General features: G+C 43.4%; 27 protein-coding genes. 20 read left to right on the top strand and 7 right to left on the bottom strand.

Annotated elements, in window-relative coordinates; all coding sequences use genetic code 11:
- Nucleotides 1-47 precede the first annotated feature (47 nt).
- The gene (locus ACYVAA_RS05120) at nucleotides 48-1,463 is read left to right on the top strand and encodes an SDR family oxidoreductase (RefSeq protein WP_460539129.1); all 1,416 of its coding nucleotides are present in this window, start codon (nucleotides 48-50) and stop codon (nucleotides 1,461-1,463) included.
- Nucleotides 1,464-1,555: 92 nt separating this feature from the next.
- Here the strand turns inward: ACYVAA_RS05120 and ACYVAA_RS05115 are convergent, their stop codons facing one another.
- From ACYVAA_RS05115 to ACYVAA_RS05100, 4 genes are all read right to left on the bottom strand, one after another.
- The gene (locus ACYVAA_RS05115; protein ID WP_460539126.1) at nucleotides 1,556-2,512 is read right to left on the bottom strand and encodes a GNAT family N-acetyltransferase; all 957 of its coding nucleotides are present in this window, start codon (nucleotides 2,510-2,512) and stop codon (nucleotides 1,556-1,558) included.
- A gap of 6 nt (nucleotides 2,513-2,518) precedes the next feature.
- Nucleotides 2,519-3,346: a 1-acyl-sn-glycerol-3-phosphate acyltransferase gene (locus tag ACYVAA_RS05110; protein ID WP_460539124.1), complete on the bottom strand. Its 828-nt coding sequence runs from the start codon at nucleotides 3,344-3,346 to the stop codon at nucleotides 2,519-2,521.
- A 191-nt stretch (nucleotides 3,347-3,537) separates the two neighbouring features.
- A complete protein-coding gene (locus ACYVAA_RS05105) occupies nucleotides 3,538-4,359 on the bottom strand; it encodes a DUF4249 family protein (protein WP_460539122.1) in 822 nt (273 codons plus the stop codon).
- A gap of 4 nt (nucleotides 4,360-4,363) precedes the next feature.
- On the bottom strand, nucleotides 4,364-6,760 hold the full coding sequence (locus tag ACYVAA_RS05100; protein ID WP_460539120.1) for a TonB-dependent receptor: 2,397 nt from the start codon (nucleotides 6,758-6,760) through the stop codon (nucleotides 4,364-4,366).
- 370 nt (nucleotides 6,761-7,130) lie between these two features.
- Here ACYVAA_RS05100 and ACYVAA_RS05095 point away from each other — a divergent pair, with 370 nt between their 5' ends.
- The 11 genes from ACYVAA_RS05095 (at nucleotide 7,131) to ACYVAA_RS05045 (ending at nucleotide 15,968) form a co-directional block, all read left to right on the top strand.
- Complete coding sequence (locus ACYVAA_RS05095) at nucleotides 7,131-8,096, top strand: vWA domain-containing protein (RefSeq protein WP_460539117.1); 966 nt, start codon at nucleotides 7,131-7,133, stop codon at nucleotides 8,094-8,096.
- A 23-nt stretch (nucleotides 8,097-8,119) separates the two neighbouring features.
- Nucleotides 8,120-8,773, top strand: a complete 654-nt coding sequence (locus ACYVAA_RS05090) for a tetratricopeptide repeat protein (RefSeq protein ID WP_460539115.1) — start codon at nucleotides 8,120-8,122, stop codon at nucleotides 8,771-8,773.
- Nucleotides 8,763-9,374 (top strand): hypothetical protein, encoded by a 612-nt coding sequence (locus ACYVAA_RS05085; protein WP_460539113.1) that lies wholly within the window; start codon nucleotides 8,763-8,765, stop codon nucleotides 9,372-9,374. The genes ACYVAA_RS05090 and ACYVAA_RS05085 overlap by 11 nt, the downstream gene beginning before the upstream one ends.
- 38 nt (nucleotides 9,375-9,412) lie before the next feature.
- On the top strand, nucleotides 9,413-10,594 hold the full coding sequence (locus ACYVAA_RS05080; protein ID WP_460539111.1) for an acetyl-CoA C-acyltransferase: 1,182 nt from the start codon (nucleotides 9,413-9,415) through the stop codon (nucleotides 10,592-10,594).
- A gap of 26 nt (nucleotides 10,595-10,620) precedes the next feature.
- A complete protein-coding gene (locus ACYVAA_RS05075) occupies nucleotides 10,621-11,928 on the top strand; it encodes a toxin-antitoxin system YwqK family antitoxin (protein ID WP_460539108.1) in 1,308 nt (435 codons plus the stop codon).
- Between the two features lie 121 nt (nucleotides 11,929-12,049).
- On the top strand, nucleotides 12,050-12,985 hold the full coding sequence (locus tag ACYVAA_RS05070) for a phosphoribosylaminoimidazolesuccinocarboxamide synthase (protein ID WP_460539106.1): 936 nt from the start codon (nucleotides 12,050-12,052) through the stop codon (nucleotides 12,983-12,985).
- 61 nt (nucleotides 12,986-13,046) lie between these two features.
- Nucleotides 13,047-13,424, top strand: coding sequence for an STAS domain-containing protein (locus tag ACYVAA_RS05065; protein WP_460539104.1), 378 nt, complete (start codon nucleotides 13,047-13,049; stop codon nucleotides 13,422-13,424).
- A gap of 2 nt (nucleotides 13,425-13,426) precedes the next feature.
- Nucleotides 13,427-14,341 carry a ribonuclease Z gene (locus ACYVAA_RS05060; protein WP_460539102.1) on the top strand — a complete coding sequence of 305 codons (915 nt, stop codon included), beginning with the start codon at nucleotides 13,427-13,429 and terminating at the stop codon, nucleotides 14,339-14,341.
- A gap of 8 nt (nucleotides 14,342-14,349) precedes the next feature.
- Complete coding sequence (locus ACYVAA_RS05055) at nucleotides 14,350-15,153, top strand: VUT family protein (protein ID WP_460539100.1); 804 nt, start codon at nucleotides 14,350-14,352, stop codon at nucleotides 15,151-15,153.
- A 178-nt stretch (nucleotides 15,154-15,331) separates the two neighbouring features.
- Nucleotides 15,332-15,640 carry a nucleotidyltransferase family protein gene (locus ACYVAA_RS05050; RefSeq protein ID WP_460539098.1) on the top strand — a complete coding sequence of 103 codons (309 nt, stop codon included), beginning with the start codon at nucleotides 15,332-15,334 and terminating at the stop codon, nucleotides 15,638-15,640.
- A 127-nt stretch (nucleotides 15,641-15,767) separates the two neighbouring features.
- Nucleotides 15,768-15,968 carry a HepT-like ribonuclease domain-containing protein gene (locus ACYVAA_RS05045; protein WP_460539229.1) on the top strand — a complete coding sequence of 67 codons (201 nt, stop codon included), beginning with the start codon at nucleotides 15,768-15,770 and terminating at the stop codon, nucleotides 15,966-15,968.
- Between the two features lie 753 nt (nucleotides 15,969-16,721).
- Here the strand turns inward: ACYVAA_RS05045 and ACYVAA_RS05040 are convergent.
- Nucleotides 16,722-17,741: a bile acid:sodium symporter family protein gene (locus ACYVAA_RS05040; protein ID WP_460539096.1), complete on the bottom strand. Its 1,020-nt coding sequence runs from the start codon at nucleotides 17,739-17,741 to the stop codon at nucleotides 16,722-16,724.
- A 20-nt stretch (nucleotides 17,742-17,761) separates the two neighbouring features.
- A complete protein-coding gene (locus tag ACYVAA_RS05035; RefSeq protein WP_460539093.1) occupies nucleotides 17,762-18,505 on the bottom strand; it encodes an RNA methyltransferase in 744 nt (247 codons plus the stop codon).
- A 14-nt stretch (nucleotides 18,506-18,519) separates the two neighbouring features.
- On the opposite strand from ACYVAA_RS05035, the gene tamL reads away from it, so the two are divergent.
- From tamL to ACYVAA_RS05020, 3 genes are read left to right on the top strand one after another with little or no spacing between them, the layout of a single operon-like run.
- Nucleotides 18,520-20,937: a translocation and assembly module lipoprotein TamL gene (gene tamL, locus ACYVAA_RS05030; protein WP_460539090.1), complete on the top strand. Its 2,418-nt coding sequence runs from the start codon at nucleotides 18,520-18,522 to the stop codon at nucleotides 20,935-20,937.
- Between the two features lie 34 nt (nucleotides 20,938-20,971).
- Complete coding sequence (hemF, locus tag ACYVAA_RS05025; RefSeq protein WP_460539088.1) at nucleotides 20,972-21,883, top strand: oxygen-dependent coproporphyrinogen-III oxidase; 912 nt, start codon at nucleotides 20,972-20,974, stop codon at nucleotides 21,881-21,883.
- Nucleotides 21,880-22,464 carry a phosphatase PAP2 family protein gene (locus ACYVAA_RS05020; protein WP_460539086.1) on the top strand — a complete coding sequence of 195 codons (585 nt, stop codon included), beginning with the start codon at nucleotides 21,880-21,882 and terminating at the stop codon, nucleotides 22,462-22,464. The genes hemF and ACYVAA_RS05020 overlap by 4 nt, the downstream gene beginning before the upstream one ends.
- A gap of 83 nt (nucleotides 22,465-22,547) precedes the next feature.
- Here the strand turns inward: ACYVAA_RS05020 and ACYVAA_RS05015 are convergent, their stop codons facing one another.
- Nucleotides 22,548-23,141 (bottom strand): riboflavin synthase, encoded by a 594-nt coding sequence (locus ACYVAA_RS05015; RefSeq protein WP_460539083.1) that lies wholly within the window; start codon nucleotides 23,139-23,141, stop codon nucleotides 22,548-22,550.
- A gap of 135 nt (nucleotides 23,142-23,276) precedes the next feature.
- Between ACYVAA_RS05015 and ACYVAA_RS05010 the strand changes: the two genes are divergently transcribed.
- The 5 genes from ACYVAA_RS05010 to ACYVAA_RS04990 all read left to right on the top strand — a co-directional run bounded on the left by ACYVAA_RS05010 (nucleotide 23,277) and on the right by ACYVAA_RS04990 (nucleotide 26,724).
- Nucleotides 23,277-23,942, top strand: coding sequence for a protein-L-isoaspartate O-methyltransferase family protein (locus tag ACYVAA_RS05010; protein WP_460539081.1), 666 nt, complete (start codon nucleotides 23,277-23,279; stop codon nucleotides 23,940-23,942).
- A 72-nt stretch (nucleotides 23,943-24,014) separates the two neighbouring features.
- Complete coding sequence (locus tag ACYVAA_RS05005; protein WP_460539079.1) at nucleotides 24,015-24,554, top strand: acyl-CoA thioesterase; 540 nt, start codon at nucleotides 24,015-24,017, stop codon at nucleotides 24,552-24,554.
- A gap of 195 nt (nucleotides 24,555-24,749) precedes the next feature.
- Entirely contained in the window at nucleotides 24,750-25,334 is a 585-nt protein-coding gene (locus ACYVAA_RS05000) for a hypothetical protein (protein ID WP_460539078.1), read from the top strand.
- Nucleotides 25,335-25,367: 33 nt separating this feature from the next.
- Entirely contained in the window at nucleotides 25,368-25,685 is a 318-nt protein-coding gene (locus tag ACYVAA_RS04995; protein WP_460539076.1) for a DUF3817 domain-containing protein, read from the top strand.
- A gap of 22 nt (nucleotides 25,686-25,707) precedes the next feature.
- Entirely contained in the window at nucleotides 25,708-26,724 is a 1,017-nt protein-coding gene (locus ACYVAA_RS04990) for a hypothetical protein (protein WP_460539074.1), read from the top strand.
- Nucleotides 26,725-26,969: the final 245 nt, after the last annotated feature.

Below are 26,969 nucleotides of genomic sequence, written 5' to 3'. Positions count from 1 at the left end.
CAAACATTTTTCCGCTGAAAGAGTCTTTAAAGAAAGAGCGCTCCACTATGAAAGTTTTATTGACAGGTGCAAACGGATACATAGGAAAAAGGCTGTTGCCATCGTTGGTTTATGGTGGCCATCAGGTGGTTTGCTGTGTCAGAGATAAAAACCGCTTTACCATTCCAAAGTCCTTTGCTGACCAAGTAGAACTGGTTGAAGTGGATTTCCTGAACAAAGATTCCCTTAAAGCAATTCCTAAAAATATCGATGGGGCCTACTTCCTTATCCATTCCATGTCCACTTCCGATGATTTTAGTAGCTTGGAACTGGAAACTGCCCAGAATTTCAGGGCACAAATGGAAAAAACGGATGTTCAACATGTGATTTATCTTGGAGGAATTGCAAACAGTGAGCAACTATCTAAACATTTGCTTTCAAGGCAAGCTGTTGAAAAAGAACTCTCCAAAGGCTCCTACCACTTTACTGCATTAAGGGCGGGCATTATCATTGGCTCCGGAAGCGCTTCCTTTGAAATTATCCGTGACCTTGTGGAAAAGTTACCGGTGATGATCGCGCCCAGATGGCTAAATACCAAATGCCAGCCTATCGGCATTCGTGATGTGATCAGCTTTCTTAATTTGTCCCTTTTCAATTCTTACGCTTATGACCGGCATTTTGATATTGGAGGTCCCGATGTCTTGACTTATAAAGAAATGCTTTTGGGCTATGCCAAAAACAGGCAACTAAATCGAAAAATCTTTATCGTCCCTGTAATGACTCCAAGGCTGTCCTCCTACTGGCTGTTCTTTGTAACCAGCACCAGCTACAAACTTGCTGTTGCCTTAGTGGACAGCATGAAGGTGGAAGTAGTCTGCAAACCGAACCAATTGGCCGAAAAGCTGGGCATTGAGCCGGCTGATTACCAGACCGCTTTAAGCCGGGCCTTTGCAAAAATAGAAACCCATGAAGTAGTTTCCAGCTGGAAAGACTCACTGGTCAGCGGGCGTTTCACACAAAATATCTCGGAGTTTATCCAAGTTCCCCAATATGGTTGCTTAAAGGACCAAAGGTCTATCCCTGTTAAAGACGAAGCTGCATGTATGGACAGAATCTGGAAGATAGGAGGCCATACCGGTTGGTATTATGGCGACTGGCTATGGGGCATCCGTGGCTTTATGGACAAACTGGTCGGAGGTGTAGGATTAAGAAGGGGCAGAACGCAGGTACACACTATTTCTGCAGGCGATGCGGTCGATTTTTGGAGGGTGCTTTATGCTGAAAAAGAGGAAAAACGCCTCCTACTGTATGCGGAAATGAAAGTTCCTGGTGATGCCTGGCTGGAATTCAAAATAGAAAACGGCACACTCACCCAAACGGCCAGTTTTCGGCCAAAAGGGCTTTGGGGGAGACTTTATTGGTATGCAGTCTATCCTTTTCATGGGCCGATTTTTGGTGGACTGATTAGAAAGTTGGCTGGCTGACTTGCCAAAAATAGATGTTCATGCTTATAAGCAAAAAAAGACCATTGAAGTGAATTTCAATGGTCTTTTTAATTAATCGTTTTTTTTGGCACCTACTCTTCTACCTTCTTATCGTAAAATTTATCCCGCTCGTAAGTTTCTATATGCCTTTGTTTCTTACTCTCGTATATATCGGCAATCGTAATCATGATACCCGTTTCTTCCACAGCTCCAAATTCATTGTTCATGGCCGTACCAAAAGTCTTCATTGTTGGGGAAAGGTTCATGTAGGTATTGATCAGTGGCGGTATATTTTCACCTAAAGCCCTCACACGGGTGTTGAGTTCCTTGTAGCCTTCTTTATAGTCTTTACCCTCAAAAAGACCATTGAATTTTGAAACATCCGTTTTGTAGGCCAATGGGTTGATAGGCTCCACCAAATGTTCTTTGTCAGGGAAATAATAGTTCATAAAATAAAGCAGCAAATCCCTGGCTTCAGCATTGAAATGGGGATACATGGTTACTTTACCAAACAAGTATTTAACTTCCGGATGCAAGACCACTACTGCCCCCAGTCCATCCCAAAGGTTATCCAAGGAAAATACCCCCTTTCGGTTGTCTTTTCTTGGCTGATATTTTGGTTGGACAAAAGACCTGCCCAGCTCAATGGTATGAGGCAAATAGTCCGCTTTGAACTTATCGGTAAATTTAAAAAGATGGGCCGTGGATAAATTGATCTCACCATGAGGGTTGAACCCTGCTTTTTTACAGTCAATCAAGCGGTAACCGGCGATGATTTCCTCCTCTTCAGGGTTCCAGGCGATCAATTGTTCGTAGCAGTTCTCACAGGTATCATTTTCATCAATATCCAGTGGAAGGCCGGTGCCTCCACCTGCTCCACGAAAGGTAAGTTCTCTCAGCCTACCAATTTCTTTCATCACATTGGGTGAATTGTGATGGTTTACCAGATAGACTTGGTTCTCCCCATTGTTGGTATGTCGAAGAAACCGCTCAGGTGTCAACTCCCTCTTTAAAATTTCTTTATCTACTGGGACAATAATTTCTTGCATAAAAACTTAACTTTCTGTGGCTAAGGAATAAACCATGTTTTTAACCTCCTCAGCCCAGTCCTTTTCACTTTTTGATTCATCAAAATACTTGTAAGAAATGGGTTTTCCTACATGTATAGTCACTTTTTTGTTCTTTTGGCCAAACATTTCATCAGCCAAATAGAGCATCTCAATATTTGCTTTGACCCCTACTTTTTTACGTAGGTTGGCCAAATTATAGAAGAATGAAGAGTTCTTCCCGTTGATATAGACAGGCACGACGTTCTTCTTGTATTTCTTGGCTTTGGAGATAAAACTCTTTTTCCATTCCAGGTCTTTAATACCTTCTTTTTGCTTTCTGGACACCAGTCCTGCTGGGAAAACCAACACGGCATTATCGCCTGCATAGGTATCCTCTATCAGCCTGGCAGCCTGTCGACCATGGCTACCGTGCTTATTGACAGGAATAAACAGGGGCTCAAAGTTTTTGATATTGGTCAGAATATCATTTACCAAAAACCTGATGTCCTGACGGTACTGACCGATGGCGTACATAAAAGCGATTCCATCCAGTCCTCCCAACGGATGATTGGAAGCAAATATCACACTTTCTTCCAAAGGGATATTTTCTGTCCCCTTTAGTGCTATGTTCACGCCGAATTCTTCGATCAGTGCATTGACAAATTCAAGTCCCTGCAAATGCCCCCATCGGGCCATTATCCGGTTGATGTCATCTTCATGAGCTATCCTGCGGATATAGTTTACAACAAAACCCGGAACCCACTTTAGCAATGCAGGGTTCTTGTCCCTGATTACTTTTTTAATTTCAATAAATTTCTTCTGTGACTCGTCCAATGATGGAGTTATTTTAAACTAAACCACCCCATTTCCCACACCCCCATAAGGGATTGATTTGCAATACCATGAGGCTGAAATAAATTCTTGTAAATTGGTTCTCGCATCCCAAAACCTGAGATTCAAGGCATAAAAATACAAAAAAATCACAAAGTGACATTTAAAAAGCACCCATTAAGGCCATTTCACCATTATTCTATTGTTAATGATCGAGATAAAACCGGGGCCACCATAAAATAACCCAATACCATTCCCTCTCCTTCCACTACTTCAAAATTACTTGGGGGATTTTGGGGTACCGGAGTAAACAGCCCCCCATCATTGAAAAGCAGCCCCAACAACTCCTGTAAATAATCGTAAGCACTCTTATTGAGCCTGAACAAGGCCACCCGGGCTTCATCCCCATGTCTAAAAGGAATCCCCAGTTCAAAGCCTTCTTCCAAAATGGAAGAACCGAAGGTATCGTCAAAAAGCAGGTAGTCATCCCTTCTGTTCAGCAGTGTATCGTTTCTTATGACGCGGGCACGGTAATAATTGTCCCTTTCAAAGGGAATCTTTCCATGTATTTTTATAAAATACCCTGCAGATTGCAATAAACTCTTTTCTTTGTACCTACAGGTCAGACTATCGATCGTGGGAGCCTCTAGCATGACCCCGTCAGACCGGTAATGGTTTTCTCCTATAATTACATGAAGAGAATAATGCTGCCCCTGCCTTCCTGTAATATTTTTAACAGGAAGATAGGAGCCGGTTTGGTTGGAATATTGAAAGTCTATCGTGGATTCCCTTTCATGGTGTACCACATAGACTTCCGCATCCTTTATGGTCTTGAAATTGGAAGAATCATAATAATCCTTGCTTTGGGTAATCCGGACTTGGTTAAAACTTCTATTATCCGTCCAGTAAGCTTCTATCACTGGAATTGTCTCAGTCCTATCCAATTCCAGCATAACTTCTTCCTGACAGGAAAAAAACATAATAGCCATCCAACAGATCAGTAAAATCCTTTTCATAAAATCAAAACTCAAATGCATAAGAGATAGATGGTAAAAAGGAGAACAAATAGGTCTTTATCACTCCAGGCCTTCGAGAGTAAACCGGTTCTCCAGAAGAGGAATCGTAATTGATATCATTGTTCACGATATCTATGAACTGATAGGAATAGGGATTCTTTCTTCCATACAGATTGTAAATACTAAAATTCCAGCTGCTACGCCAGTTTTTGCCTTTATCTTTACTCTTAATGGTTACAGATGCATCCGCGCGGTGATAATCAGGAAAGCGGTCTTTGTTTCTTTTAGGGCCATAAAGAGGAATTTCTTGATTGTCCACATGGTACGCCCCGATGGGAAAGCTCACTGCCTGGCCTGTGGCATAGACAAAGGTCAGGTTACAGGATAGCCGCTCATTGAATTCGTGGTGCAACACCAGGGAAATATCGTGGGGCCTGTCATACCTTGGATTATAGGCCTCGCCCTCACTTATACCCTGTACTTTCCGAAAAGTTCTGGAATAAGTATATCCCAACCATCCCGTGGTTTTTCCTTTTTTCTTTTTTAAATGAAATTCTCCCCCGAAAGCCCAGGCATCCCCCAGTAAAACCTGTGCTTCAATATTGTCCGTAAAAAGCACATCCCCTCCCGGCCTTACATCAATAATATCCTTATAGTCCTTGTAGTATCCTTCAATAGAAGCCTCCCAGGTCCCTTCTTTTAGGAGTTTATAAAGTCCTGCCGAAAAATGATCCACCCTCACTGGGGGAAGGTCATGATTGGCCAAGCCCCATCTATCGATCGGAAGGCCCGCAGAATTGTTGGATGCCACTTGTAGGTACTGAAAATTCCTGTTAAAGGCTGTTTTGAAGGACAAATGATCGGAAATTCTATAACGCAATGCCAATCTTGGCTCCAAACCATTATAAAATTTAATGGACTTCAGCCGGTCATAGTAAACCGTGTCCACAATACCCTCTGGCTGATCGGTAGGCTCTTGCTCATAGATATACCTCACCCCTCTTCCTACTTGATGATATAAGCTCCACCTTAAGCCGGTTTCTAATTTTAAACGCTGGTTAAGGTCAATCTCTGCTGAAATAAACACATCATTTTGCAGGGCGTTTTTGGGATGGGTATTTACCGGCTCCACCTTACTTCCGGGGTCAGCCTCCATGTCCACGGGAAAAAAATGATAAACCCTCGAATGAAAACCCATCTCAAGAAGTGTGTTATCCAAAGGCCTAAGCCCCAAAACCCCTCTTAGCCCTCCTTCAGATATCAAATTGTTCCATTTAAAACCATTTTCTTCATCCATAATATGAATGAGATAACTGTACCTTGAATAATAGCCATTCAGGTCCAAATGAGCCTGTTCCCCTAAGGTCTTGTTCCATACCACTGTATTAATCCAGTTTTTCCAGCCGAAACCAAATAAATCTCCTGCTCTAAGGTAATCTTGCCCGTTGTAGGAGGATAGGGACAGCTTATCATCTTCGGAAAGCCGAAATGTCAATTTGGCTCCCAGATCGAAAAAGTGAAGTTTATTATTTTTGATATCCTCATTATTGGACAGCTTTAAAAACATATCCGCATAAGTCCTCCGGCCAGAAAGCATAAAGGAAGAATTCTCCGAAAACAATGGCCCATCCAGTGCAAGTTTAGAGCTGATGGTGCCTATACCTCCCTTTCCTCGTAATCTTTCGGTATTGCCTTCTTTCATTTTCAAATCCACTACGGATGAAAGCCTCCCACCCAAAGTAGCCGGAATGTTTCCCTTATATAATTCCACCTCTTCAATGGCGTCCGGATTGAATACCGAAAAGAAACCGAAAAAATGCGAGGGATTATAAACGGGGGCCCCATCCAGCTGAACCAGGTTTTGGTCCGAGGAACCTCCTCTGACAAAAAGTCCCGTCGATCCTTCTCCGGCATTTTGAATTCCCGGAAGCAACTGTAAACTTCGCAGCACATCCACCTCCCCAAATAGCGAGGGTATATTGCTCAAGGTTCCCATATCCAGTTTACTTTTCCCCATGGCCACACTTTCCACTATCGACATTTCCCTTCCTCCTTCAATGACCACCTCCGCCAGACTTTGCGCGGTTGCCTGAAGCTGGATTTCAAGAGGATCCCCAATGGATGGATTGCTGAGCTGAATGATCTTTTTCTCATATCCGATAAAAGAAACCACCAAATTGACGGGAAGCTTTTCCACCTCTAGCCAAAACTCCCCTTTCAGATCGCTGATCACTCCTTCGTTTTCTCTTCCTTCCCAATATACTGCAGCACCTGAAAGCTTTTCAGAAGTTTCCGCATCACTCACCACCCCTTTGATCAGCAATAGCTGCTGAGCCCTTCCCTGAAGGAAAGTTACTAGCATGGCCGAGAAAAAAAACAAGCTAATTTGGGTGAACTTCATTTAACGCGTTAATATGGGCAAAAATTCAGCTATCATCTTAAACCCGGATATTCATTAGCGATTGTAGGAGCCTGTCCCGACGACTGCCAGGAAGGGCCGAAAATGCAAGAAAACAGCAGTAAAGTGACTGATTATAAAGCATTTTAAGTCCGTAACACATACGCTAATGTATATTTCGGGTTAAAAGTAGCCGCCGAGACCATTACCCCAATTACAAACTGATCATTAAGATAATGAAATTATTGGTATTATTTACCTCCTCCAAAGGGATAATAAGTTCATCTTGGAGACTATTTTTGGTTGTCTAGCTTCGCTGTAATAATTTAGCGGCCATTCTTTCGTTTTGAATTAAAATTCCTAATTTCAAGGCATGATTTGGGCATATCCTAATGTTACTTTACTAGTAATTTTGGCAGTGGTTTTCACATTGCTGTATTCGGTCTATCTTTTCCGTTTCTATCTTATCAACAAAAAGTTGAAAGTCAAAAAACACCGTCTGCTCATGAAAATGGGGCTTCGGTTGGCGTACTTCCTCTTGTTTTTGGTGGCACTTGCCGGCCCATCCGTGGGCAATGCCACCAAAGAGATCAAGCAGGAAGGAAAGGACATCTTTGTGGCCATTGACCTCTCCCAGTCCATGAATGCTGAGGACATCGGCCCCTCCAGGTTGCAGCGGGTTAAGTTTGAATTGAAAAACCTGATCAAAAATTTCAGTACCGACCGGATAGGCCTGATCATTTTCAGTTCGGAAGCCTTTATCCAGTGCCCCTTGACTTTTGACCAGAATGTCTTGCAGCTCCACCTTGATGGCCTGAATACCGGATTGGTACCGAATTATGGCACCGACATTGCCGCCCCCTTGGCATTGGCCTCACAAAAGTTCCGCTCCGATGAAAACCAAGATCCCAAGTCAAAATCCATTGTACTGATCAGTGATGGGGAAAACTTTGGGGATAATCTGGACAACATCCTCAATGAACTGACTGATGAAGGCATCAGAGTCTTCAGTTTGGGGGTAGGAACTGCCAAAGGCAGCACCATCCCAAAAGGTAATGGGATCATAATGGACGAGGCTACCAACAGCCCGGCAGTGAGTAAACTGAGCACCAATACGCTAAAAAGAATTGCCAATGAAACCAATGGCCAGTATTTTGAGATCAGTGATGAAATTCAGGAAGTACCTCAATTGATTTCTGCCATTGAAAAAATCGAAGGGACCTTAACCGGCTCGAGAACTGTGGAAGCCTCAGCCAACAAATATTTCTTCTTCCTGTTGGTTGCTTTTGGACTTGCCCTTTTGGACATGATCCTTCCATTGCGAACCATCAGTATGTAATCTTCAGAAAGCCTGTGTTTGCTATGAATAAAATTATCCTGACTACTTTTCTACTCATCCCCACTTCTTGGAGCCAAATTTCCGAAAGGAACAATGCTATCGACCTGGCGGCCCGGAATTATACCGAAGCCAATTACGAAGAAGCTGTCAGGCAGCACCTAGCCTTATTAAATGAATACGGCATCAATGAGGAAGAAGTCCATTTTGACCTTGCCCTCAGCTATCAGTTCAACGAACAGGAGGAGGATGCAAAGCAAAAGTTCATGGAGTTGACAGGCTCCTCGAAGAAAAACATAGCCTCATCAGCTTCCAATCAAAACGGCGTACTTCTTGGCCGCGAAGAAAAATACCAGGAAGCGCTTGAAGCCTTCAAAGCCGCCTTGATCAAAGATCCCTCCAATGAAATCGCCCGGTACAACTATGAATTGTTGGCCCGCTGGCTGGAAGACAACGAAGATCAGCAAAAGGACCAGCAGGACGACCAAGATCAGGACAAGCCCGAGCCTTCCAACTATGCCAAGCGCATGAAAGGACAGGCAGATCAGCTGGTGGATCAGTTCAAATTCAAGGAGGCACTGGACCTTATGAACAAAGCCCTTGAAATCGATGAAACTGTTTCCCACTATCAAGAGTTTATAAAGAACCTAGGCGATATCAATGAGATCAATGAAAATTAATCTATACATCTTTTCCGCAACCCTTTTCCTAATCGTTTTAGGGACTTCCGCTGCTGATGCCCAAACGGCCATGACTTATTTTAACCAAGCTGCCAAGGAATATGTAAACAGCGACTATGGCAAATTGGGCCAAACACTCAGTGAAGGGCTGCAAAAATACCCCGATGACCCCAAGCTGAACGCCCTAAAGGAAAAGCTCAAGGATGATCAGGAAAAGGAAAACCAAGAGCAGCAGGATCAGGAAAAAAACCAGGACCAGCAACAGCAGGATCAGCAGCAACAGGAAAAAGAATCCAAAGACGGGCAAGGTGAAGAGCAGACCCAAGAAGATGGTGCCCAGGAGTCGGACAAAATGGATGAAAAACGGGGAGAAAAATCAAACCGGGAAGAGCCTATGGACGAAAAATCCACTCAGGAAAGTGACCTGACCGAACGCCAAAAAGCCATGGAAGAGCTCAAGCAGAAATTGCAGCAGATGAACATTTCCCCGGAACAGGCCCAACAAATCCTGGATGCCATGAACAACGCTGAAATGCAGTACATCCAGCAAACGAGAAAAAAACCGACCAAAAGGCCGGACAAAAGTCTTCCGGACTGGTAAAAACACGTATTTTTATCCTAACCCAAACATAAACCCAAATGAAAGAAGTCTATATCATTTCCGCAGTAAGAACTCCTCTAGGAAGTTTTGGAGGTAAGTTATCAGGTCTTTCAGCCATAGAACTCGGATCAAATGCCATCAGAGCTGCACTCAAAAAGGCAGCTATAGCACCGGAGACTGTCGAAGAGGTGATCATGGGCAACGTGCTGTCTGCAAACCTCGGACAGGCCCCTGCCCGACAAGCTGCTTTGGGAGCAGGTATCAATTATAATGTTCCCTGTACTACCGTCAATAAGGTATGCGCTTCGGGGATGAAGTCCGTCATGTTTGCCGCCCAGTCCATCATGACCGGACAGAATGATGTCATCGTCGCTGGAGGTATGGAAAGCATGTCGAATGTTCCTTATTATATCCCCAAGGCTCGCTTTGGGTACAAATTCGGTAATGGTGAGTTTATCGACGGCCTGGCCAAGGACGGATTGCACGAGGTATATTACAATTTCCCCATGGGCAACTGTGCAGAAAATACGGCCAAGCACATGAACATCAGCAGGGAGGCACAGGACCAATATGCCATCCAATCCTATCAGCGTTCTGCTGAAGCATGGAAAAAAGGCCATTTCAAAGAAGAGGTGATCCCCGTGGAGATTAAAGGACGTAAAGGGGAAGCCCTACTGATTGATGAGGACGAAGAATACAAGAACGTCATCTTTGAAAAAATCCCCACTTTAAGGCCCGTGTTTGATAAAGAAGGCACCGTCACTGCTGCCAATGCCTCTACCATGAATGATGGCGCTTCGGCCCTGGTACTGATGAGCAAAGAAAAAGCCCAAGAGCTTGGACTGAAGCCTATCGCCAAAATCCTGGGCTTTGCAGATGCAGCCAGGGATCCGATTTGGTTTACCACTGCCCCTGCCCTGGCCATTCCCAAAGCCATCAAAAATGCAGGCTTAAGTGAAAAGAACATCGACTTCTATGAAATCAACGAAGCTTTTGCTGCCGTGGCGCTGGCCAACCAAGAGCAGTTGAAACTGGACCCCGACCGGCTCAATGTCTTTGGTGGTGCCATCTCTTTAGGTCATCCATTGGGTGCCTCGGGAGCAAGAATATTGACCACGCTACATTCCGTTTTGGCCCAAAAAGGAGGTAAAATAGGTGTAGCGGGCATCTGCAACGGCGGAGGCGGGGCCTCTGCCATGGTTATCGAAAAGCTAACTTAGCCCAAGTTTTAACAGATCAGTGCTTCATGAACATTAAAACTATTCTGCTGACATTTTCCCTTGTGCTTGCCATAATCAAGGGTTATTGCCAGGAAACCATCAAAACCTATTATGATGAAGATAAAAACCTTTTAAAAGAAGTTTACCAAAAAAACGGTGACCAAATAAGCGGCCCCTACACCATGTTTTATGAAGATGGATCGGTCCAAACTACCGGGCAGTTCGTCGACGGCAAAAAAGAAGGCCTCTTTGTCTATTTTTATCCGGTCACCAAAGACACCTTAAGAACGGTATCCTATAAAAATAACCTGAGACATGGTCCCGTCCTCTCTTACAATAAAGAGGGACAGCTGATTCAGAAAGCTCACTTTGAGAATGACCTTCTTCAAGGAAACATGACCACTTATTTTGACGATGGAAACGTCAAGATGATAACAAATTTTGTATCGGGTATTCCCCAAGGGGAAAATAGAGAATATTACCCCAATGGGGAGATCATGACCCTCTCCCACTATGAAAACGGCATTTTGGAGGGACAATTTAAAAGCTTCTATGATGATGGGCAGCTCAAATCCATCGAAAACTATGATGCAGGTCAGCTGGAAGGCGCTTTATCTGCCTACTTTAAGTCTGGCAAGATCAAAGAACAGTCCGTCTATACCAAGGGGCTAAAGGACGGTGAATACCTGCTTTATCATGAAAATGGGACTATTGCCCAAAAGGGTCATTTCAAAAAGGGACGGCCAGAAGGTATTTTCCATTCCTATTATGATCATGGTAACTTAAAGGAAACTGCAGAGTACAAAAAAGGGAAACCGGTCAAAACACAGACACTTTACTACCCTACCGATCAAAAATCCGAAGTCGTCGAGTATACCAATGAGGGCACGGTTAAAAAGCACACTTTTTATCATCCAAACGGCCAGCTTCTAAAGGAAGTCCGGTTTGTCGCAGGACTCCCTGATGGGACCGTTATCATTTATGATGAGAACGGCAATAAAAGTGAAGCCATTCCTTACCAAATGGGAAAATGGAACGGCACCTACCAACGCTTTGGCAAAAGGGGGCAACTCCTGTTGGAAAGAAATTTTATCGATGGCAAAAAGCATGGCGAAGAGAAAGAATACCATCCCAATGGGGAGCTGAAATCCCTCCGCACTTATGATATGGATTGGGAAAGCGGCCCCTACCAAAGCTACGATGACCATGGCTGTCTTATGGTGGAAGGCAACTATTCATTTAACAAAAAGTCAGGGGAATGGAGTTATTATAACCAAGAAGAAAAGCTCATTAAAACAGAATTTTATAACAAAGAAGGCAAATTAGTCGAATAATTTTAGGAAGAAAAAAAGGTTAAAATCGGGCTAAATCCTATTTTTGTTAATTCAATTTTAAAATCATCAAACTCATAAAAGCTGGGCACCCCCAGTGAGACATGGGACAAAAAGCTTTGTCATGAATACAGCGATAAAAGAGACTCAATTTGAATTCCCCAATCAAACCGGTTTTTACAAAGGAAAAGTACGGGACGTCTATATGTTTGAGGAAAAAATTGCCATTGTTGCCTCGGATAGAATTTCGGCCTTCGATGTGGTACTGCCCCTCCCTATTCCTTACAAAGGCCAGGTGCTGAATCAGATTGCCGCCAAATTCCTTAGAGCTACTGCGGACATTGTCCCTAACTGGGTTTTGGCCACTCCTGATCCAAATGTCACCATCGGGAAAAAATGTGAACCTTTTAAAGTAGAGATGGTGATCAGAGGCTACCTTGCCGGTCATGCCTGGAGAGAATACAGGGAGGGCAAAAGAAGCCTTTGCGGTGTATCATTGCCAGAAGGCCTAAAAGAAAATGACAAACTCCCTGTTCCGATCATTACCCCTACCACCAAAGCCGATGAAGGCCATGATGAAGACATCAGCCGTGAAGACATCCTGGCCAAAGGTATCGTAAGCGCAGAAGATTACGCTATTTTGGAAAAATATACGAGGGCGCTGTTCGAAAGAGGAACAGAGATAGCCGAAGAAATGGGACTTATCCTGGTAGACACCAAATATGAATTTGGAAAATACAACGATGAAATCCTGCTGATCGATGAAGTACACACTCCGGACTCCTCCCGCTATTTCTATGCGGAGGGCTATAAGGAGAATCAAAAGAACAACCATCCCCAAAAGCAGCTTTCCAAAGAGTTTGTAAGACAGTGGCTGATTGCCAACAATTTTCAGGGAAAAGAGGGACAAACAGTGCCCAATATGCCTAATAAAATTGTAAATGATATCTCAGAACGCTATATTGAGTTGTATGAGAAAATAACTGGAGAAAGCTTTGTCAAAGCAGACAACAGCAAGATGATGGAGCGGATCAAGACTGCGATAGAAGAAAATATCTAAACTCCCTAGACGATTACCAAAGGAGGCCCAAATAACAGTGCCTCCATTTAAACTCTAAACCATGAAATATACAGTAGATAAAAAAGAGCAATACGTGATTTTCACCTTGCAAGAGGAAAAGTTGGACTCCACCCTGTCCCCCGTATTGAAATCCGAGCTTTTGACCGTCAATGCAGAAGGTTACCATAACCTGATCATGGACATGAGCCATGTAAAATACGCCGATTCCAGCGGATTGAGCGCCCTATTGGTAGGACATAGGACCTTCAGTGAAAACGGAGGGATTTTCGTGATTTCAGCTCCCCAGGAGCACGTGACCAAACTGATCAAAATATCCATGCTGGACAAGGTATTGAATGTTGTGGAATCCCAAGAGGAGGCCGCCGATGCCATCTTTATGCATGAAATAGACGGAAGTAAGGAAGAAGAGGAAAACTAAAATTGGAATTTTCGGTTACCATTTTAGGCTCCAACTCGGCGGTTCCCGCGCATGACAGGCACCAAACTTCCCAAATTGTCACCATAGGCAGCGAACTGCTGATGGTTGACTGTGGGGAAGCCACTCAGATTCAACTACAGCGCTATAAGGTAAGGTCATCCAAGATCAACCATATCTTCATATCGCATTTACATGGAGATCACTACCTGGGATTAATGGGAGTGATCTCCACTTTTCATTTAAACAAACGGCAAGCACCTCTGACCATTTATGGTCCTCGTGGTCTGGATGAAATCATCACGACCCAACTGCGCTACGGTAACACCCGGCTTTGCTATCCCTTACGGTTTGTGCCTACCAATCCCTCCGAGCAGGTATTATTATTGGACGCTAAGCGCTTTCAGGTATTTAGCTTTCCGCTGCAGCACCGACTGCCCTGCACAGGATTTTATTTTATCGAAAAGGAAAGGCAAAGAAACCTCATCAAGGAAAAACTGCTAGAGCATAAATTAAGTGTGGAAGCCATCAATACCTTAAAAAACGGCAAGGACTTTACCGATGCTAAAGGTCACGTGGTATATTCCGTGGAGGATTTTGCCCACCCTAGACAGCCAAGGAGAAAATATGCCTTTTGCTCTGACACCAAATTTGACCCTGAACTGGTCCAATATGTCCGTGAGGTAGACCTACTCTATCACGAAGCTACCTTTATGGAAACCGAGCTGGAAAGAGCCATAGACACCTACCATTGCACGGCAAAACAAGCCGCCACCATTGCTTTGGAAGCCAATGTAAAGAAGCTACTATTGGGACATTATTCCACCCGATATGCGGAACTGGATGCCTTGCACATGGAAGCTGAAAGTATTTTTACCAATAGCCACCTAAGCATCGAAGGAGAAACTTATTCTTTATAACATACTATATGGATACAGCTTTTGACCGAAAATTCCATAACAAAAAAACCACGCTCTTTATTATCCTTAGCGGCATTTTCCTCACCAATGCCATTCTGGCCGAGATCATAGGAGTCAAGATATTTTCAGGCGAGGCCACCCTGGGTATTCCGCCTGCAAATTGGACCTTTTTCGGGGAATATGTCCTGGACTTTAACCTCACTGCGGGAGCGGTGATCTGGCCGGTAGTGTTCATCACCACCGATATCATCAATGAGTATTTTGGCAAAAAAGGGGTGCGGAAAATCAGCTTTCTTACTGCCGGCTTTATTGCCTATGTTTTTATCTTCATCACCATTGTCACCCTGCTGCCCCCAGCGGATTTCTGGCTGGAAGTGAACAGCCCAGATCCTTCGGGAAACCCCTTTAATATTGAATACGCTTTCGACACCATCTTTAGGCAAGGCTTGGGCATCATCATTGGATCGCTGACCGCCTTTCTTTTGGGACAGCTGATTGATGTCTTCGTTTTCCAAAAACTCCGTAAAATCACCGGCGCCAAAATGATCTGGCTGAGGGCCACCGGCTCCACTTTGGTGTCCCAGTTTATCGACTCCTTTGTCGTTTTGGGAATAGCCTTTTATGTATTTGGAAACTGGTCCATAGAGCAGTTGATCGCAGTGGGTATCATCAATTATATCTATAAGTTTTCGGTAGCCATTATCCTTACTCCTTTGCTTTATCTAGGTCATGACCTGATAGACCGCTACTTGGGCAAGGAAGTAGCCGAAAAGATGATTGCCGAAGCATCAGAAGACAGTTCGTTTTTATAGATTGCTTTCTTTTTGGATATCAGGAAAACGGCTTGTTGATTTCCTGACAACCTATAAACTATTACCTTAGATGAAAAAATAAGGGATATGTTAAGCGCTATGGAGCGTCGTTACAGCGTTAGGTGCCATAGTGATAGAACAAAGGTTAAATCCAAAATTTCGATTATATTTGAATAGTATGGTTGATTTAGTACAAAATAAACTGGAGGAAATTATAGCACTATGTAAAAAACATGGGGTGGCATCCATTTCATTATTTGGATCTGCGGCGAAAGAATCTATGAATGAAGATAGCGATATTGACTTTCTCGTGCAGTTTTCGAATGAAATCGATGTTTTAGATTATGCTGACAACTATTTTTCATTATTAGAAGGTTTAGAGAATATTTTAAATAGAAAAATTGACCTAGTTTCTATTAAATCGTTGAAGAACCCTGTTCTCAAAGATGAAATCTACCGATCTAAAATTGATTTATATGCAGCCTAAACTCCTTAAATACATTCTAGATATAGAAAGCGTGATTGAGGAGATTGAATCCATTAAATCAAAAACTCAAAACAACTTTTATAAATTCAGCCAAGATATCATCTTACAAAGAGCTGTGTAAAGAGAGCTGGAAATTATAGGAGAAGCCATTCGAAAGATAATTGAGATTGAACCTAATGCTAATATATCTTCAGCTAAGAAAATTATAGGTCTAAGAAATATAATTTCACATGCATATGATTCTGTAGAACCTGAAATGATTTGGGGTATAATTCAAAATAATGTCCCTGTATTAGCAGATGAAATTAAGTTGATAAAAGGGGCTTAAAACCAAGTATTCTGATGAATAAAGGTTCAATGTTGGTCACAGCAGTGGATTTGGATAAAATTACCTAAATAGATGATTGAACTACTCAGAAAACCTTCGAGTCAGAGCAATTCAAGTCTAAAATATTATTTGTGAACGTCACGATGCTGGATAGATTCTGGACCATTGATACTTGAATACGAAAAATTAAGGTTGTGAACTACTGAATCGAGCACGAATGATGGACGTTCAAATCAAATCAATAATTCTAATAATTTGCCTGTGTGGTAACTTGATTTCATGCGAGAACAGAACAGTTGAATATTCCGTCCAAAACGGTTTAGTAGTTGGTGTGCAACAAGTGGTTCTTTACAAAAACGGAGATTTTTATTTGGAACTTGGTAATGGAGGAACTGGTGGCTACTATACAATTTCACTAGACACGGTTTACCTAAACTATTTCAATAAGCTTGAAAATTGGCCCTGTAAACCTCTAATAACCACAGAATATTTTCAAACTATTCCAACTGCTGAACATAAAAAGCCAATTAAGATCATGAGGAACTAACAGGTTCTAAGCAAGTAAAGGGGAATATCGGCTCTAAACCTCTTAGTACCTTTCCTGTTTTAGCGGAAGACCAGCACCCTCAATCCCTTAGAATTTGATTGGGCTTTCTATTTTTACGGTTTTCAATTATACTATCCAGTGTCCATGATAACAATAGATTAAATTGTTACCCCTTCCCCTTGGCCCAACAGGATTTATCCATCCCCTTACTTACCCGAGGACCAACTACCTTCTGCCTCTTTGTACCTTTCTGCCAACTGCTGGGCGATCATGCTCCCAAAGACCAGCTGAAGGGCATGGTATAGCATTAAGGGCAACAGCACCACCCCAAAAATCACCGGATCGGGGAATAGCACTTTTCCCATGGCTGCTCCCTGGATCAGTGATTTCTTGGAGCCGCAAAACAGCACCGTAATCTGATCTTCTCTGCTGAAACCAAGCAGTTTGCCTATACCAAACATCAAGGCTGCCATGGCCATAAACAGCAAAAGCATCATCCCTCCCAAGGTCAACAAAAAGTCCCATTTCTGGCCATCAAACATCCCTCTTTCCGCCGCGGCGGAAAAAGCTGAAAAGACGATCATCAAAATAATTGCCTGATCAAAGGTTTTGAGCATGTTGTTGTTTTTTTGTACCCATTTTCCCAAAAACCTATGGAGCAGAAAACCGGCGACCACCGGAAAAAGCACCTGTTTGCTCAGCTTCCAAAAAGCATCCAACAAGTCAAAGCTCATTTCACTTCCCTCCAAAAACAGCTCCATCCACACCGGGGTCACAAAAATACCGACAATACTCGAAATACTGGCATTGAAAATGGCGGCAGGGATATTCCCCCCCGCAATCGACACCATCACCACAGAGGCCGACACGGTAGAAGGCAGTACGGACAAATAAAAGGCCCCCAACCACACACTAGAGTCCCCCCATGCTCCAAAGAAGTACTTCACCAATAAAACCACTGCAGGAAACACCAAAAAGGTGGTGCTTTGGATCAATAAATGCAGCTTCCAATTGGACAGCCCCGACCTTAATTTTACGGGATCCATTTTCACTCCATAAAAGAAGAAGATAAAAGAAACACCGTAATGCGTGATTTCCTTAAAGGGAATGATGCTGTTTTCCCCGCCCCAAGAAGGGAATAAATTGGCCAATAATATGGTTCCCAGCAAAGCAAGGAAAAAACCATTTATACCCGCTTTGATAATGACTTTTCGAAGTCTTGTCATATTCTAAAGAATAAAAAGAATCAATGGTTTCGTTTAAAGTTGTCGCAGATAACTGCGGTGGCAATGGCCACATTCAGCGATTCGGCTTCACCAAAACGCGGAATGGTGATTTTGTGGCTTACCAAAGGGCTCAGCTCCTCGGAAATCCCTTTTGACTCATTCCCCATCAAAATAATCCCTTCGGCCTTCAAAGGCGCTTTATGGATGTTTTGTCCCTCCAAAAAGGCTCCGTACACCTTTTGCTTCTGCCTACTCAGGAATTCTTTTAAATCGGTATAATGAAAGTCGACCCTGGTAAAAGAGCCCATGCTGGCCTGCAGGACTTTGGGATTATAAAAATCGGCAGTATGTTCTGACAAGATCAGCTTTTTGATCCCATACCAATCAGCGATTCTGATAATGGTGCCTAAATTTCCCGGGTCCCTGACCTCATCCAAAGCCAGGGCAAGTTCTCCTTCTAACACCTCAAAGGGACGGTTTTCTTTTATCTTGGCCACCGCCAAAGATTCTTCATTGGTTTTGAAAGCCCCCACGGATTCCAAAGCCCTGGTGTTTACCAAAAAAGATTCCCTTTCAAAGGCATCAACCATCTGATGATGGGATGCATAAAATTTTTCGGTGTAAAGAAGGTGGCTCACTTCAAAATCTGACTGGAGTAATTCCGTTACATTTTTAGCTCCTTCGACAAAAAAAGCATTCTCTTGTCTACGGAATTTTTTCTGTTGTAAGGATTTAATAAACTTAAGCGTATTTTTGCTGATCATTAAGGTCAATGCTAGTGAATAAAACCAAATATATAAACTTTCTTATCCTGGTGCTTATCCTCTCCTCCTGCTCGCTTACCAGAGGGCTAAAGAAGGGAGAGTACCTGGTATATGATGTTGACCTGAAAGGAGTACAAGCCAGCAACGAGACAAAATTAAGAGAACTGATCAAACAAACCCCCAATACCAGGGTACCAATCTTCAACTTTTCTCCGGGCGTGATCATCCATAATATTGGCAGAGCCAATTATGACAGCTCAAAGCTGGCCAAAAAAAAAGAAGAACTCATTCAAGAACAACGCAAAATAGAGGAACAACTTAATGAAAACCCTAATTTAAACAAGCTAGAAAGGCGATTTTACAAACTCAACAGCCAAATCGAATCCTTGAACAAAAAGCTGGATTACGGGAACTGGTTTATGCGTACGGGCAACCCAAAAACCATCTATGACAGTTCAAAAACCTATACCTCCGAAAAGGAAATCCATAGTTATCTGGTCAACCATGGATTTTTTGATGCAAAAGTTGCCACCGCTGTAGAAAAGAAAAAGAAAAAGGCTTTTGTCACCTACACCGTCAAAGAAAATAACCTCTACCTGATTGACAGCATCTTCACCCGTTCAGATGATCCCAATATTTCCCGGCTCTTGGAATCCAACAACAAAGCCAACCTGATCAAAAAAGGCCGGAGGTACAACCAAGACAATATCTCCAAGGAAAGGCAAAGGGTGGAAGACCTGCTCAAAGACAACGGTTACTACACCTTCAGCAAGTCTTATATAGAATACAATGTGTATAAAGATACCGTGGAGAAAAGTGTGGCCATCGAACAGATTATCCGAAAGCCTACCTTTTCGAACAACCATAAAGTCTATTCCATCGACTCTGTCACCTTTCATATCTCCACCCCCTCCGATGTAATAACGGATCAGAAGATAAGAAAATCACATAACGGCATCAGCTACCTAATGTACAGGGACAGGTATTCCGAAAGGGTCATCGGTTCCAGGGTATTTATTAAAAAAGGCGATTTGTATAACCGGTCCGAGGTATTGGAAACCCAAAGGCAGCTGGCCAACCTGGACATCTTCCGCTTTGTCAACATAGCCTTTGATACACTGGGCAATGCCATCAGTGCCAAAATATTTACCCAGCCCAATGAAAAATTCCAGATCACCAATCAATTGGGTGCCAGCATCACCGAGCAGCTGCCCGGGCCGTTTTTCAGCCACTCCCTTAGGAACAGAAACCTGTTCAGGGGGCTTGAGATATTTGAGTTCAACTTCCGGGCAGGACTTGAAGGTGTGGCTTCTGCCACCACCGAGGGAGGGGTATACAGGAGCAGGGAACTGAGCACCTCAGCATCAGTAATATTCCCTCAATTCCTCTTTCCCTTTAATCGCAAAGCCCTTGAACAATTCGGACGGTACAATCCCCGGACGAGGGCTTTGGTCGGCTATAACTATGTGAACAGGCCGGAATATGTCCGTGAAGGTTTCAATACCGTTTTGGCCTATACCTGGGCCACCAGAAACCAAAGACAGCAATATACCATCAGTGCTTTGGATGCCAACCTTATCCGTTCCAATCTGGACCCGGAATTTGAACAGCGCCTCTTAGACCTTCAGAACCAGGGCAACAACCTGATCAACTCCTTTCAATCTTCTTATGTGAGCAGTATTTCCGGCCAAGTGATCATTAATTTCAATGACTATGGCCTGTTCCAACGAAACCGTTCATCGCTGTGGCGTTTGTTTATGGAAAGTGGCGGTACCTCCATCAATTTCCTGAATGAATCGGCCTTTCAGGACAGAAGTCTGAAGTATTTCCAGTTCCTTAAATTTCAGTCTGATTTCAGAAGGTACATTCCCCTCAGCCGGCAAAGCACCTTCGCCTATCGGATCAACGCAGGCCTAGCGGTCCCTTATGGGATCAGTAATGGTGTCCTGCCCTATGAAAAGTACTTTTTTGCCGGTGGTAGTACCAGCATCAGGGCCTGGCAGCCCCGTCGACTCGGCCCGGGCTCATTTACCCCCGAGACCAACGAAGAAGGCTTTTTTGACTACCGATATGAACAGCCCGGGGAGGTTTTACTGGAAGGGATGTTTGAGTTCAGAAGGGAGCTTTTCGGCTATTTTGATGGGGCTTTCTTTGTCGATGTAGGAAATATCTGGACCCTTAAAGAAGATCCTACCAGAGAGGGGGCCCAGTTCAAACCGGGACAGTTTATCAACCAGCTTGCTGTAGGAACTGGCCTGGGGCTGAGGATGGACTTTGACTTTCTGGTACTTAGGCTGGACATGGGAGTCAAGGCGGTCGACCCTGCCAGAGAAAAGGGTGACCGATTTATTCTGGACAAACTTTCCTTTAAGAACCCCTTGGGGGAAAAAGGGCAAACGGTATTTAATATCGGCATTGGATATCCTTTCTAATCCGTTAATTTTAAAATTGAAGCAACCAACTAGTATGCGTAAAATCAGTAAAGAACAGATTTCAGAAGAGTTTAAGAGCATTCAGGACCATATTTGCAGTGAGCTGGAAATCGAGGACGGAAAGGCCAAATTCCAGGAAGATCTTTGGGAAAGGGAAGCCGGAGGAGGTGGAAGAACCCGTATCATCAAGGAAGGAAACATCATCGCAAAAGGAGGAGTGGCTTTCTCAGCGGTACATGGCCCCACACCAGAAAAGATCCTAAAAAAGCTCCAATTGGAAGATGCTGATTTCTATGCCACCGGTGTTTCCATTGTCATCCATCCCGACAGCCCCATGGTGCCGATCATTCATATGAACATCCGCTATTTTGAAATGAGCAACGGCACTTATTGGTTTGGAGGAGGCATTGACCTTACTCCCCATTATGTGGTTCCAGAAGATGCCCACTATTTCCATCAACAGCTGAAAACAACCTGCGATCAATTCAATCCGGCATTTTACCCCAAATTCAAAAAATGGGCTGACGATTACTTTTTCCTGCCCCACAGAAATGAAACCCGTGGCATTGGAGGGATCTTCTTTGACAGATTGGTGGCCGATGAACAAAATGACTTTGCTTCCATTTTTGATTTCGTCAAATCCATAGGCTATCTTTTTCCCAAAATATACCGTCATTTTATGGCCAAAAATGCTAAGCTCCCTTATGGTAAGCCCCAGCAAGAATGGCAGGCATTGAGGCGGGGAAGGTATGTGGAATTCAACCTGGTCTGGGATGCCGGCACCAAGTTTGGCCTTGATACCAACGGACGCACGGAAAGTATCCTTATGAGCATGCCCCCACAGGCCCAATGGGAATACATGAACACACCGGAGCAAGGATCCGCAGAAGAAAAAACCCTTGGTTATCTAAAGAAAGACATCGACTGGTTAAAGATTAATTTGTGATAGAACTATTAAAAACCTGGGACGAAGAACTTTTTCTGTCCCTCAATTCCTTACATCAGGACTGGCTGGATCCCATTATGTATGCCGTTTCGGGCACCTGGATATGGGTACCTTTTTATGCATTGCTGGCTTACTTGATCATCAAAAACCTCGGCAAAGGCAGTATATGGGTTTTTACCGGCATCTTTCTGACCATCCTCATGAGCGATCAGATCACCTCGGGCTTTATGAAACCGTTTTTTGAAAGGCCCAGACCATGTCATGATGCCAGATGGGAAGGTTTGATGTACAACTACAGGCATTGCGGTGGTATGTTTGGTTTTGCCTCTTCCCATGCTGCCAATACCTTCGCCTTGGCAATGTACCTTTTGATTACCTTTCACCGCAAGGTAAAGGGATTTGGCTGGCTGTTCCTTTGGGCTGCAGTGGTCTCTTATTCCAGAATTTACCTTGGCGTTCACTATCCTGCCGATGTTATTATTGGAGCACTGGTAGGCATGCTATCGGGAGCCCTAGCTTGGTGGCTGATTGTAAAAATCAAAATGACCGCCATCAGAAAAGTAGAAAAAATGGAGGAATAAAGGTTTGGACGACAATTCAGTTATTTTAATGTACTATCCTGACCGGCACTTTATCGTTGAATGAACTGACAATTAAACAATTGCTATTCTTTGTATCCTTTAAGCATCCTTTGGATGTACTTGCCTACAATATCAAATTCCAGGTTGACCTTATCCCCTACCTTCAACTGGTGAAAATTGGTATGTTCAAAAGTGTAAGGGATGATCGCCACTGAAAAGGCCCCAGGCTTGGAATTAAAGCAGGTCAGGCTGGTTCCGTTGATGGTAATAGAACCCTTTTCCACGGTCACATTGCCTTTGGAATCATCGAAAGCAAAATCAAAGAGCCAGCTACCGTCTTGGTTTGAAATCTGCTTTACCGTCCCTACTTGATCCACATGGCCCTGCACGATATGCCCGTCAAACCGGCCATTGGCAGGCATACAACGCTCCAGATTGACCTTCTTCCCTACCTCCCATTCACTGAGACTGGTTTTCTGTAAGGTCTCATCGATTGCCGTCACTCGGTATATCTCCCCGTCTACTTTTACCACAGTCAGGCATACCCCATTATGGGCTACCGACTGGTCTATTTTCAATTCCCCGGTGATGGATGATGCTATATCAAAATGAATATTGGAGCCTTCTTTACTGATATCCTTGATTTCGCCCAGTGACTCTACTATTCCTGTAAACATATTTTAGTGTAAAATTAATGCTCATAAAATCAGGCAATAACTGAAATTGCCAATTGTGAATTAAAATTAAGCCATTTAATCCATTAACTTAGCATTAAAAAGTAGTTTAAGTAAAAATAAGTTCATTCTTCAGGTATGTTAAAATTAGAGGATTCCTACTCTCATAAGGGACAGAGAAAAGCGCTGGTAAAAATACTGGAAGACAAGGGAATAATGGACCGAAAAGTACTGAAAGCCATCGGTACCATTCCCCGCCATTTCTTCTTTGACAGTGCCTTGCATTCCCATGCATATGAAGACAAGGCCTTCCCTATTGGAGAGGGACAAACCATTTCCCAGCCCTTCACCGTGGCTTTTCAGACAGAACTGCTGGCCCTCCAACCCGGAGACAAAGTATTGGAGATCGGAACGGGTTCGGGCTATCAGGCAGCCATTCTGTACTTATTGGGAGCCAAGGTACATACCATTGAGTACAACAAGAAGCTATATGATAGGACCAGAAAATTCCTGCCCAAAATCGGCATTAAAGTCAACTTCTATCATGGAGACGGTTCGCTGGGACTTCCCGAACAAGCTCCGTTTGACAAAATCATCGTCACGGCCGGTGCGCCAGTAGTGCCCACCAGCTTGCTCAAACAGCTTAAGGTGGGGGGTATCCTGGTGATTCCTATCGGTGACCGCAAAACCCAGCGCATGGTCAAGTTCATCAAACAAACCGACAAAAAAATAAGCCATGAATCCTACAGCAATTTCGCTTTTGTCCCACTCTTGGGTGAAGAGGGATGGGAGGATTCAAAATAAAATTCCACAAAAACAATATTATAAGCATTGAAGTAAAAAACAATTTTGTATTTTCGTAAAAAACAGACATAAATGGGAATAATTAAAAAAGTAAAGGAATCTGAAGTAATCATGACCGAGATGGTGTTGCCCAACGACACCAATACGCTTAACAACCTTATGGGGGGCAAGCTGATGCATTGGATGGATATCGTTGGGGCAATAGCTGCCCAGAAGCACTCCAACCGCATTGTGGTCACGGCTGCAGCAGACAGCATTTCTTTCCAACATCCCATTGCCTTAGGAAATGTGGTTACTCTAAAAGCCCAGGTTACCCGTTCCTTCAACTCCTCCATGGAGGTCTATATTGAAGTTTGGGCGGAAGATATCCCCAACAATATCAAAACCAAGACCCACCGGGCCTTTTTTACTTTTGTGGCCGTCGATCAAAATGGCAGGCCCATCGAGATACCCAAACTAGAACCGGAAACCCCGGAAGAACTGGAGCTCTTTGATGGTGCCCTTAGGAGAAGGCAGCTCAGGCTGGTATTGGCCAAAAGAATGGATCCCAAAGATGCCATTGAGCTTAAATCTATCTTTGGACTGGAACAAGCCATAGGCAAAAAAGATTGATAAATGCGGACATACCGCCTACCACCTTCCAAAAAATAAAAGATCAAGGCTTTAGCAAGTTGGGCATTCGGTGCTTTGATAAAACTGCATTTCCCATTCTTGCAAGTTATGCCGGTCATCCCTGTTTTTACCTCAAATGCGCCAAGCAGGTTTGTTTGGTGAGGTATTTTTGCTCATTTTAGCCTTATGGAAGAGATGGATTTGAATAAATTAAGCTTGTTTTTAGAGGACGACATCATTCTTATTCCCGAGGATACCCAAGAATTGTTGTTGGCCAACAAATTCAAAAGCTATACTGCTGATCTGCCCGAAAAGGAAAGCGTAGTGGAAGAACCCTCTGAAAACCCTATTGCCATGAATGAAACAGCATCCGAAGAAAATGGTGCTGCTTTGGAAATGGCCATTTCCTATGAGGGAGAATTTGAAAAAGGGCTGTTGGTTGTTTATCAAGGAGAGCAACTGGATGAAGACCTTAAGACCTTTTTGCTGAAAATATTGAGAGCAGTATCCCATTCATTAAAAGACATTGCCTTGGTTGCTTCCAATCATCTGGAAGAACTACACCCTAGAGCCGTTAACCAAATGAACCCTCATAAAGTGCTGATATTTGGAAGAATGAGCCATCCTATCATAAAACTCAAAGAAACCTCCTATGAAATCACCTCTCATCAGGATGTAGAGTACCTTTTTGCCGATGATATTTCTGTCATTTTTGATGATGAAGGCCTAAAAAGGAAACTTTGGAAAAGCCTTCAAGTGTTTTTTAATATCAGTAAATAACTATTCAGACTACTGTCTGGAAATGCCCCGATTATGGACAACGAAAAAAAACTCAATACACTTAAGTTATTCCGATATATCAGCTTTGCCGAAGGAGCTTCTTATCTCATCCTGCTGTTTATCGCCATGCCCTTGAAATACACCATGGACATGCCCTTGGCAGTCAAATATGTGGGATGGATTCATGGACTCCTGTTCATCGCCTACGTCTATGCGGTATTCCCTACCAAAAACACTTTGGAATGGTCTTTCCGCAGAACCCTTATGGCCTTGATTGCTTCCGTACTGCCTTTTGGCCCTTTCCTGTTCGAAAGGAAGCTAAAGCAACAAGAGCGGGAAATCACCGCCTGAAATGAGATGAAAGCTTGCTCCCGTGATCGATAAAAAAAAACATATCTACCCGATCAGTAAAGGCTTAAGAAAGTACCTGATCAAGTACGGCCGGGAAGTGGACATCCCTGTACACTATAAGGAACTTTTGCGTTTTGTCAGTTCGATTTCTCTTTATGATTCCAAGGGAAATGATACCCTTTGGGAAACCGTGTTTTATAACGAACAGGACAGGGAAGACATCCATTTTAACCTGAGGAAAATCTATGCGATTTTAAAGGCAGAAGGAGATATGAGTGTGATGCAGCACCTATATGTGGACAGGGTAGATATCTGTACTTACGGTAACACCAAGCCTTTCCGTGTAAGAATTGTGAACCGCATCAATGACAACTTTGATTACTTTTACGTAAAGATGGCGGATGCCTCCCGCGTTTATGGACTGGAACTCGAACATTTACTTTCCCCCAACAGGATCAGTTACCTGGTCTATCGCGACACGCTAATAGAGGAGCACATTGCCGGAATCCCTGGAGAGCAATTTATGCGGCAGCATATCCATGACCCTTTGCTCAACCCCATCAGGATCTCCAAAGAGTTTGTGAAATTCAATGAAAGATGCTTTGTAAGACTGCTTGGAGACATGCACTCTTCCAACTTTGTCATCGATGTGACACCGGACTTTGAGGAAATACATTATCGGATCAGGGCCATAGATTTTGACCAACAATCCTATGAAGGCAAAAAATCCGTTTACCTCCCACAGTACTTTAAACAGAACAATACTTTGATTAACCTGGGCATAAAACATATCACACCTGAATCCATGGTCCAGTACCAAAGGGAAGAAAGGGCCTTGATTGCCCACAGGCTGAAAACCTCTACCAAGGAGATTGAAGACATCCTGTACAGCATGGAGAGGGATGTTATTTCCCCTCAGGAAAACGTGGACAACCTGAAAATGGAACTCTCAAAACATTACAAATCATCGGCGTTTCTCCTCTGCAAAAACATGGGAGAAATCCTTAGGCTGAGCCTGAGGCAAGTACTTTATAAATAGCCTCCGCTATCCTTACTTTCACCAATTGATCCTTCCCACGTACCTATTCTACCCTACGCCAAAAGTTTGACATATCCCCTCACCCACTTTCACACGGACACATCTCTGAATTTCTGATAAGCACAGCAAAACATTTCTTGCCCGAAACGGTTAATATACCTGATTGATTTGCCTCCTCTGGCATAGTATATGCTACTATTTATATGATTTTATTTTAAAAAAATAGTTTTATTACAAGACAGATG

The sequence above is a fragment of the Echinicola sediminis genome (assembly GCF_054777495.1).
Note: the sequence above shows the minus strand (reverse complement) of the source record. Positions and strands in the feature narration are given on the sequence as shown.

Bases quoted from the DNA above. Each gene is read 5' to 3' on its own strand.
- hemF (WP_460539088.1), top strand. From the start codon at position 20,972: ATGCGTAAAATCAGTAAAGAACAGATTTCAGAAGAGTTTAAGAGCATT.
- ACYVAA_RS05090 (WP_460539115.1), top strand. From the start codon at position 8,120: ATGAATAAAATTATCCTGACTACTTTTCTACTCATCCCCACTTCTTGG.
- ACYVAA_RS05035 (WP_460539093.1), bottom strand. From the start codon at position 18,505: ATGATCAGCAAAAATACGCTTAAGTTTATTAAATCCTTACAACAGAAA.
- ACYVAA_RS05040 (WP_460539096.1), bottom strand. From the start codon at position 17,741: ATGACAAGACTTCGAAAAGTCATTATCAAAGCGGGTATAAATGGTTTT.
- ACYVAA_RS05050 (WP_460539098.1), top strand. From the start codon at position 15,332: ATGGTTGATTTAGTACAAAATAAACTGGAGGAAATTATAGCACTATGT.
- ACYVAA_RS05095 (WP_460539117.1), top strand. From the start codon at position 7,131: ATGATTTGGGCATATCCTAATGTTACTTTACTAGTAATTTTGGCAGTG.
- ACYVAA_RS05010 (WP_460539081.1), top strand. From the start codon at position 23,277: ATGTTAAAATTAGAGGATTCCTACTCTCATAAGGGACAGAGAAAAGCG.
- ACYVAA_RS05065 (WP_460539104.1), top strand. From the start codon at position 13,047: ATGAAATATACAGTAGATAAAAAAGAGCAATACGTGATTTTCACCTTG.
- ACYVAA_RS05005 (WP_460539079.1), top strand. From the start codon at position 24,015: ATGGGAATAATTAAAAAAGTAAAGGAATCTGAAGTAATCATGACCGAG.
- ACYVAA_RS05105 (WP_460539122.1), bottom strand. From the start codon at position 4,359: ATGAAAAGGATTTTACTGATCTGTTGGATGGCTATTATGTTTTTTTCC.
- ACYVAA_RS05070 (WP_460539106.1), top strand. From the start codon at position 12,050: ATGAATACAGCGATAAAAGAGACTCAATTTGAATTCCCCAATCAAACC.
- ACYVAA_RS05080 (WP_460539111.1), top strand. From the start codon at position 9,413: ATGAAAGAAGTCTATATCATTTCCGCAGTAAGAACTCCTCTAGGAAGT.
- ACYVAA_RS05055 (WP_460539100.1), top strand. From the start codon at position 14,350: ATGGATACAGCTTTTGACCGAAAATTCCATAACAAAAAAACCACGCTC.
- ACYVAA_RS05085 (WP_460539113.1), top strand. From the start codon at position 8,763: ATGAAAATTAATCTATACATCTTTTCCGCAACCCTTTTCCTAATCGTT.
- ACYVAA_RS05000 (WP_460539078.1), top strand. From the start codon at position 24,750: ATGGATTTGAATAAATTAAGCTTGTTTTTAGAGGACGACATCATTCTT.
- ACYVAA_RS05015 (WP_460539083.1), bottom strand. From the start codon at position 23,141: ATGTTTACAGGAATAGTAGAGTCACTGGGCGAAATCAAGGATATCAGT.
- ACYVAA_RS05120 (WP_460539129.1), top strand. From the start codon at position 48: ATGAAAGTTTTATTGACAGGTGCAAACGGATACATAGGAAAAAGGCTG.
- ACYVAA_RS05100 (WP_460539120.1), bottom strand. From the start codon at position 6,760: ATGAAGTTCACCCAAATTAGCTTGTTTTTTTTCTCGGCCATGCTAGTA.
- ACYVAA_RS05115 (WP_460539126.1), bottom strand. From the start codon at position 2,512: ATGCAAGAAATTATTGTCCCAGTAGATAAAGAAATTTTAAAGAGGGAG.
- ACYVAA_RS04995 (WP_460539076.1), top strand. From the start codon at position 25,368: ATGGACAACGAAAAAAAACTCAATACACTTAAGTTATTCCGATATATC.
- ACYVAA_RS05075 (WP_460539108.1), top strand. From the start codon at position 10,621: ATGAACATTAAAACTATTCTGCTGACATTTTCCCTTGTGCTTGCCATA.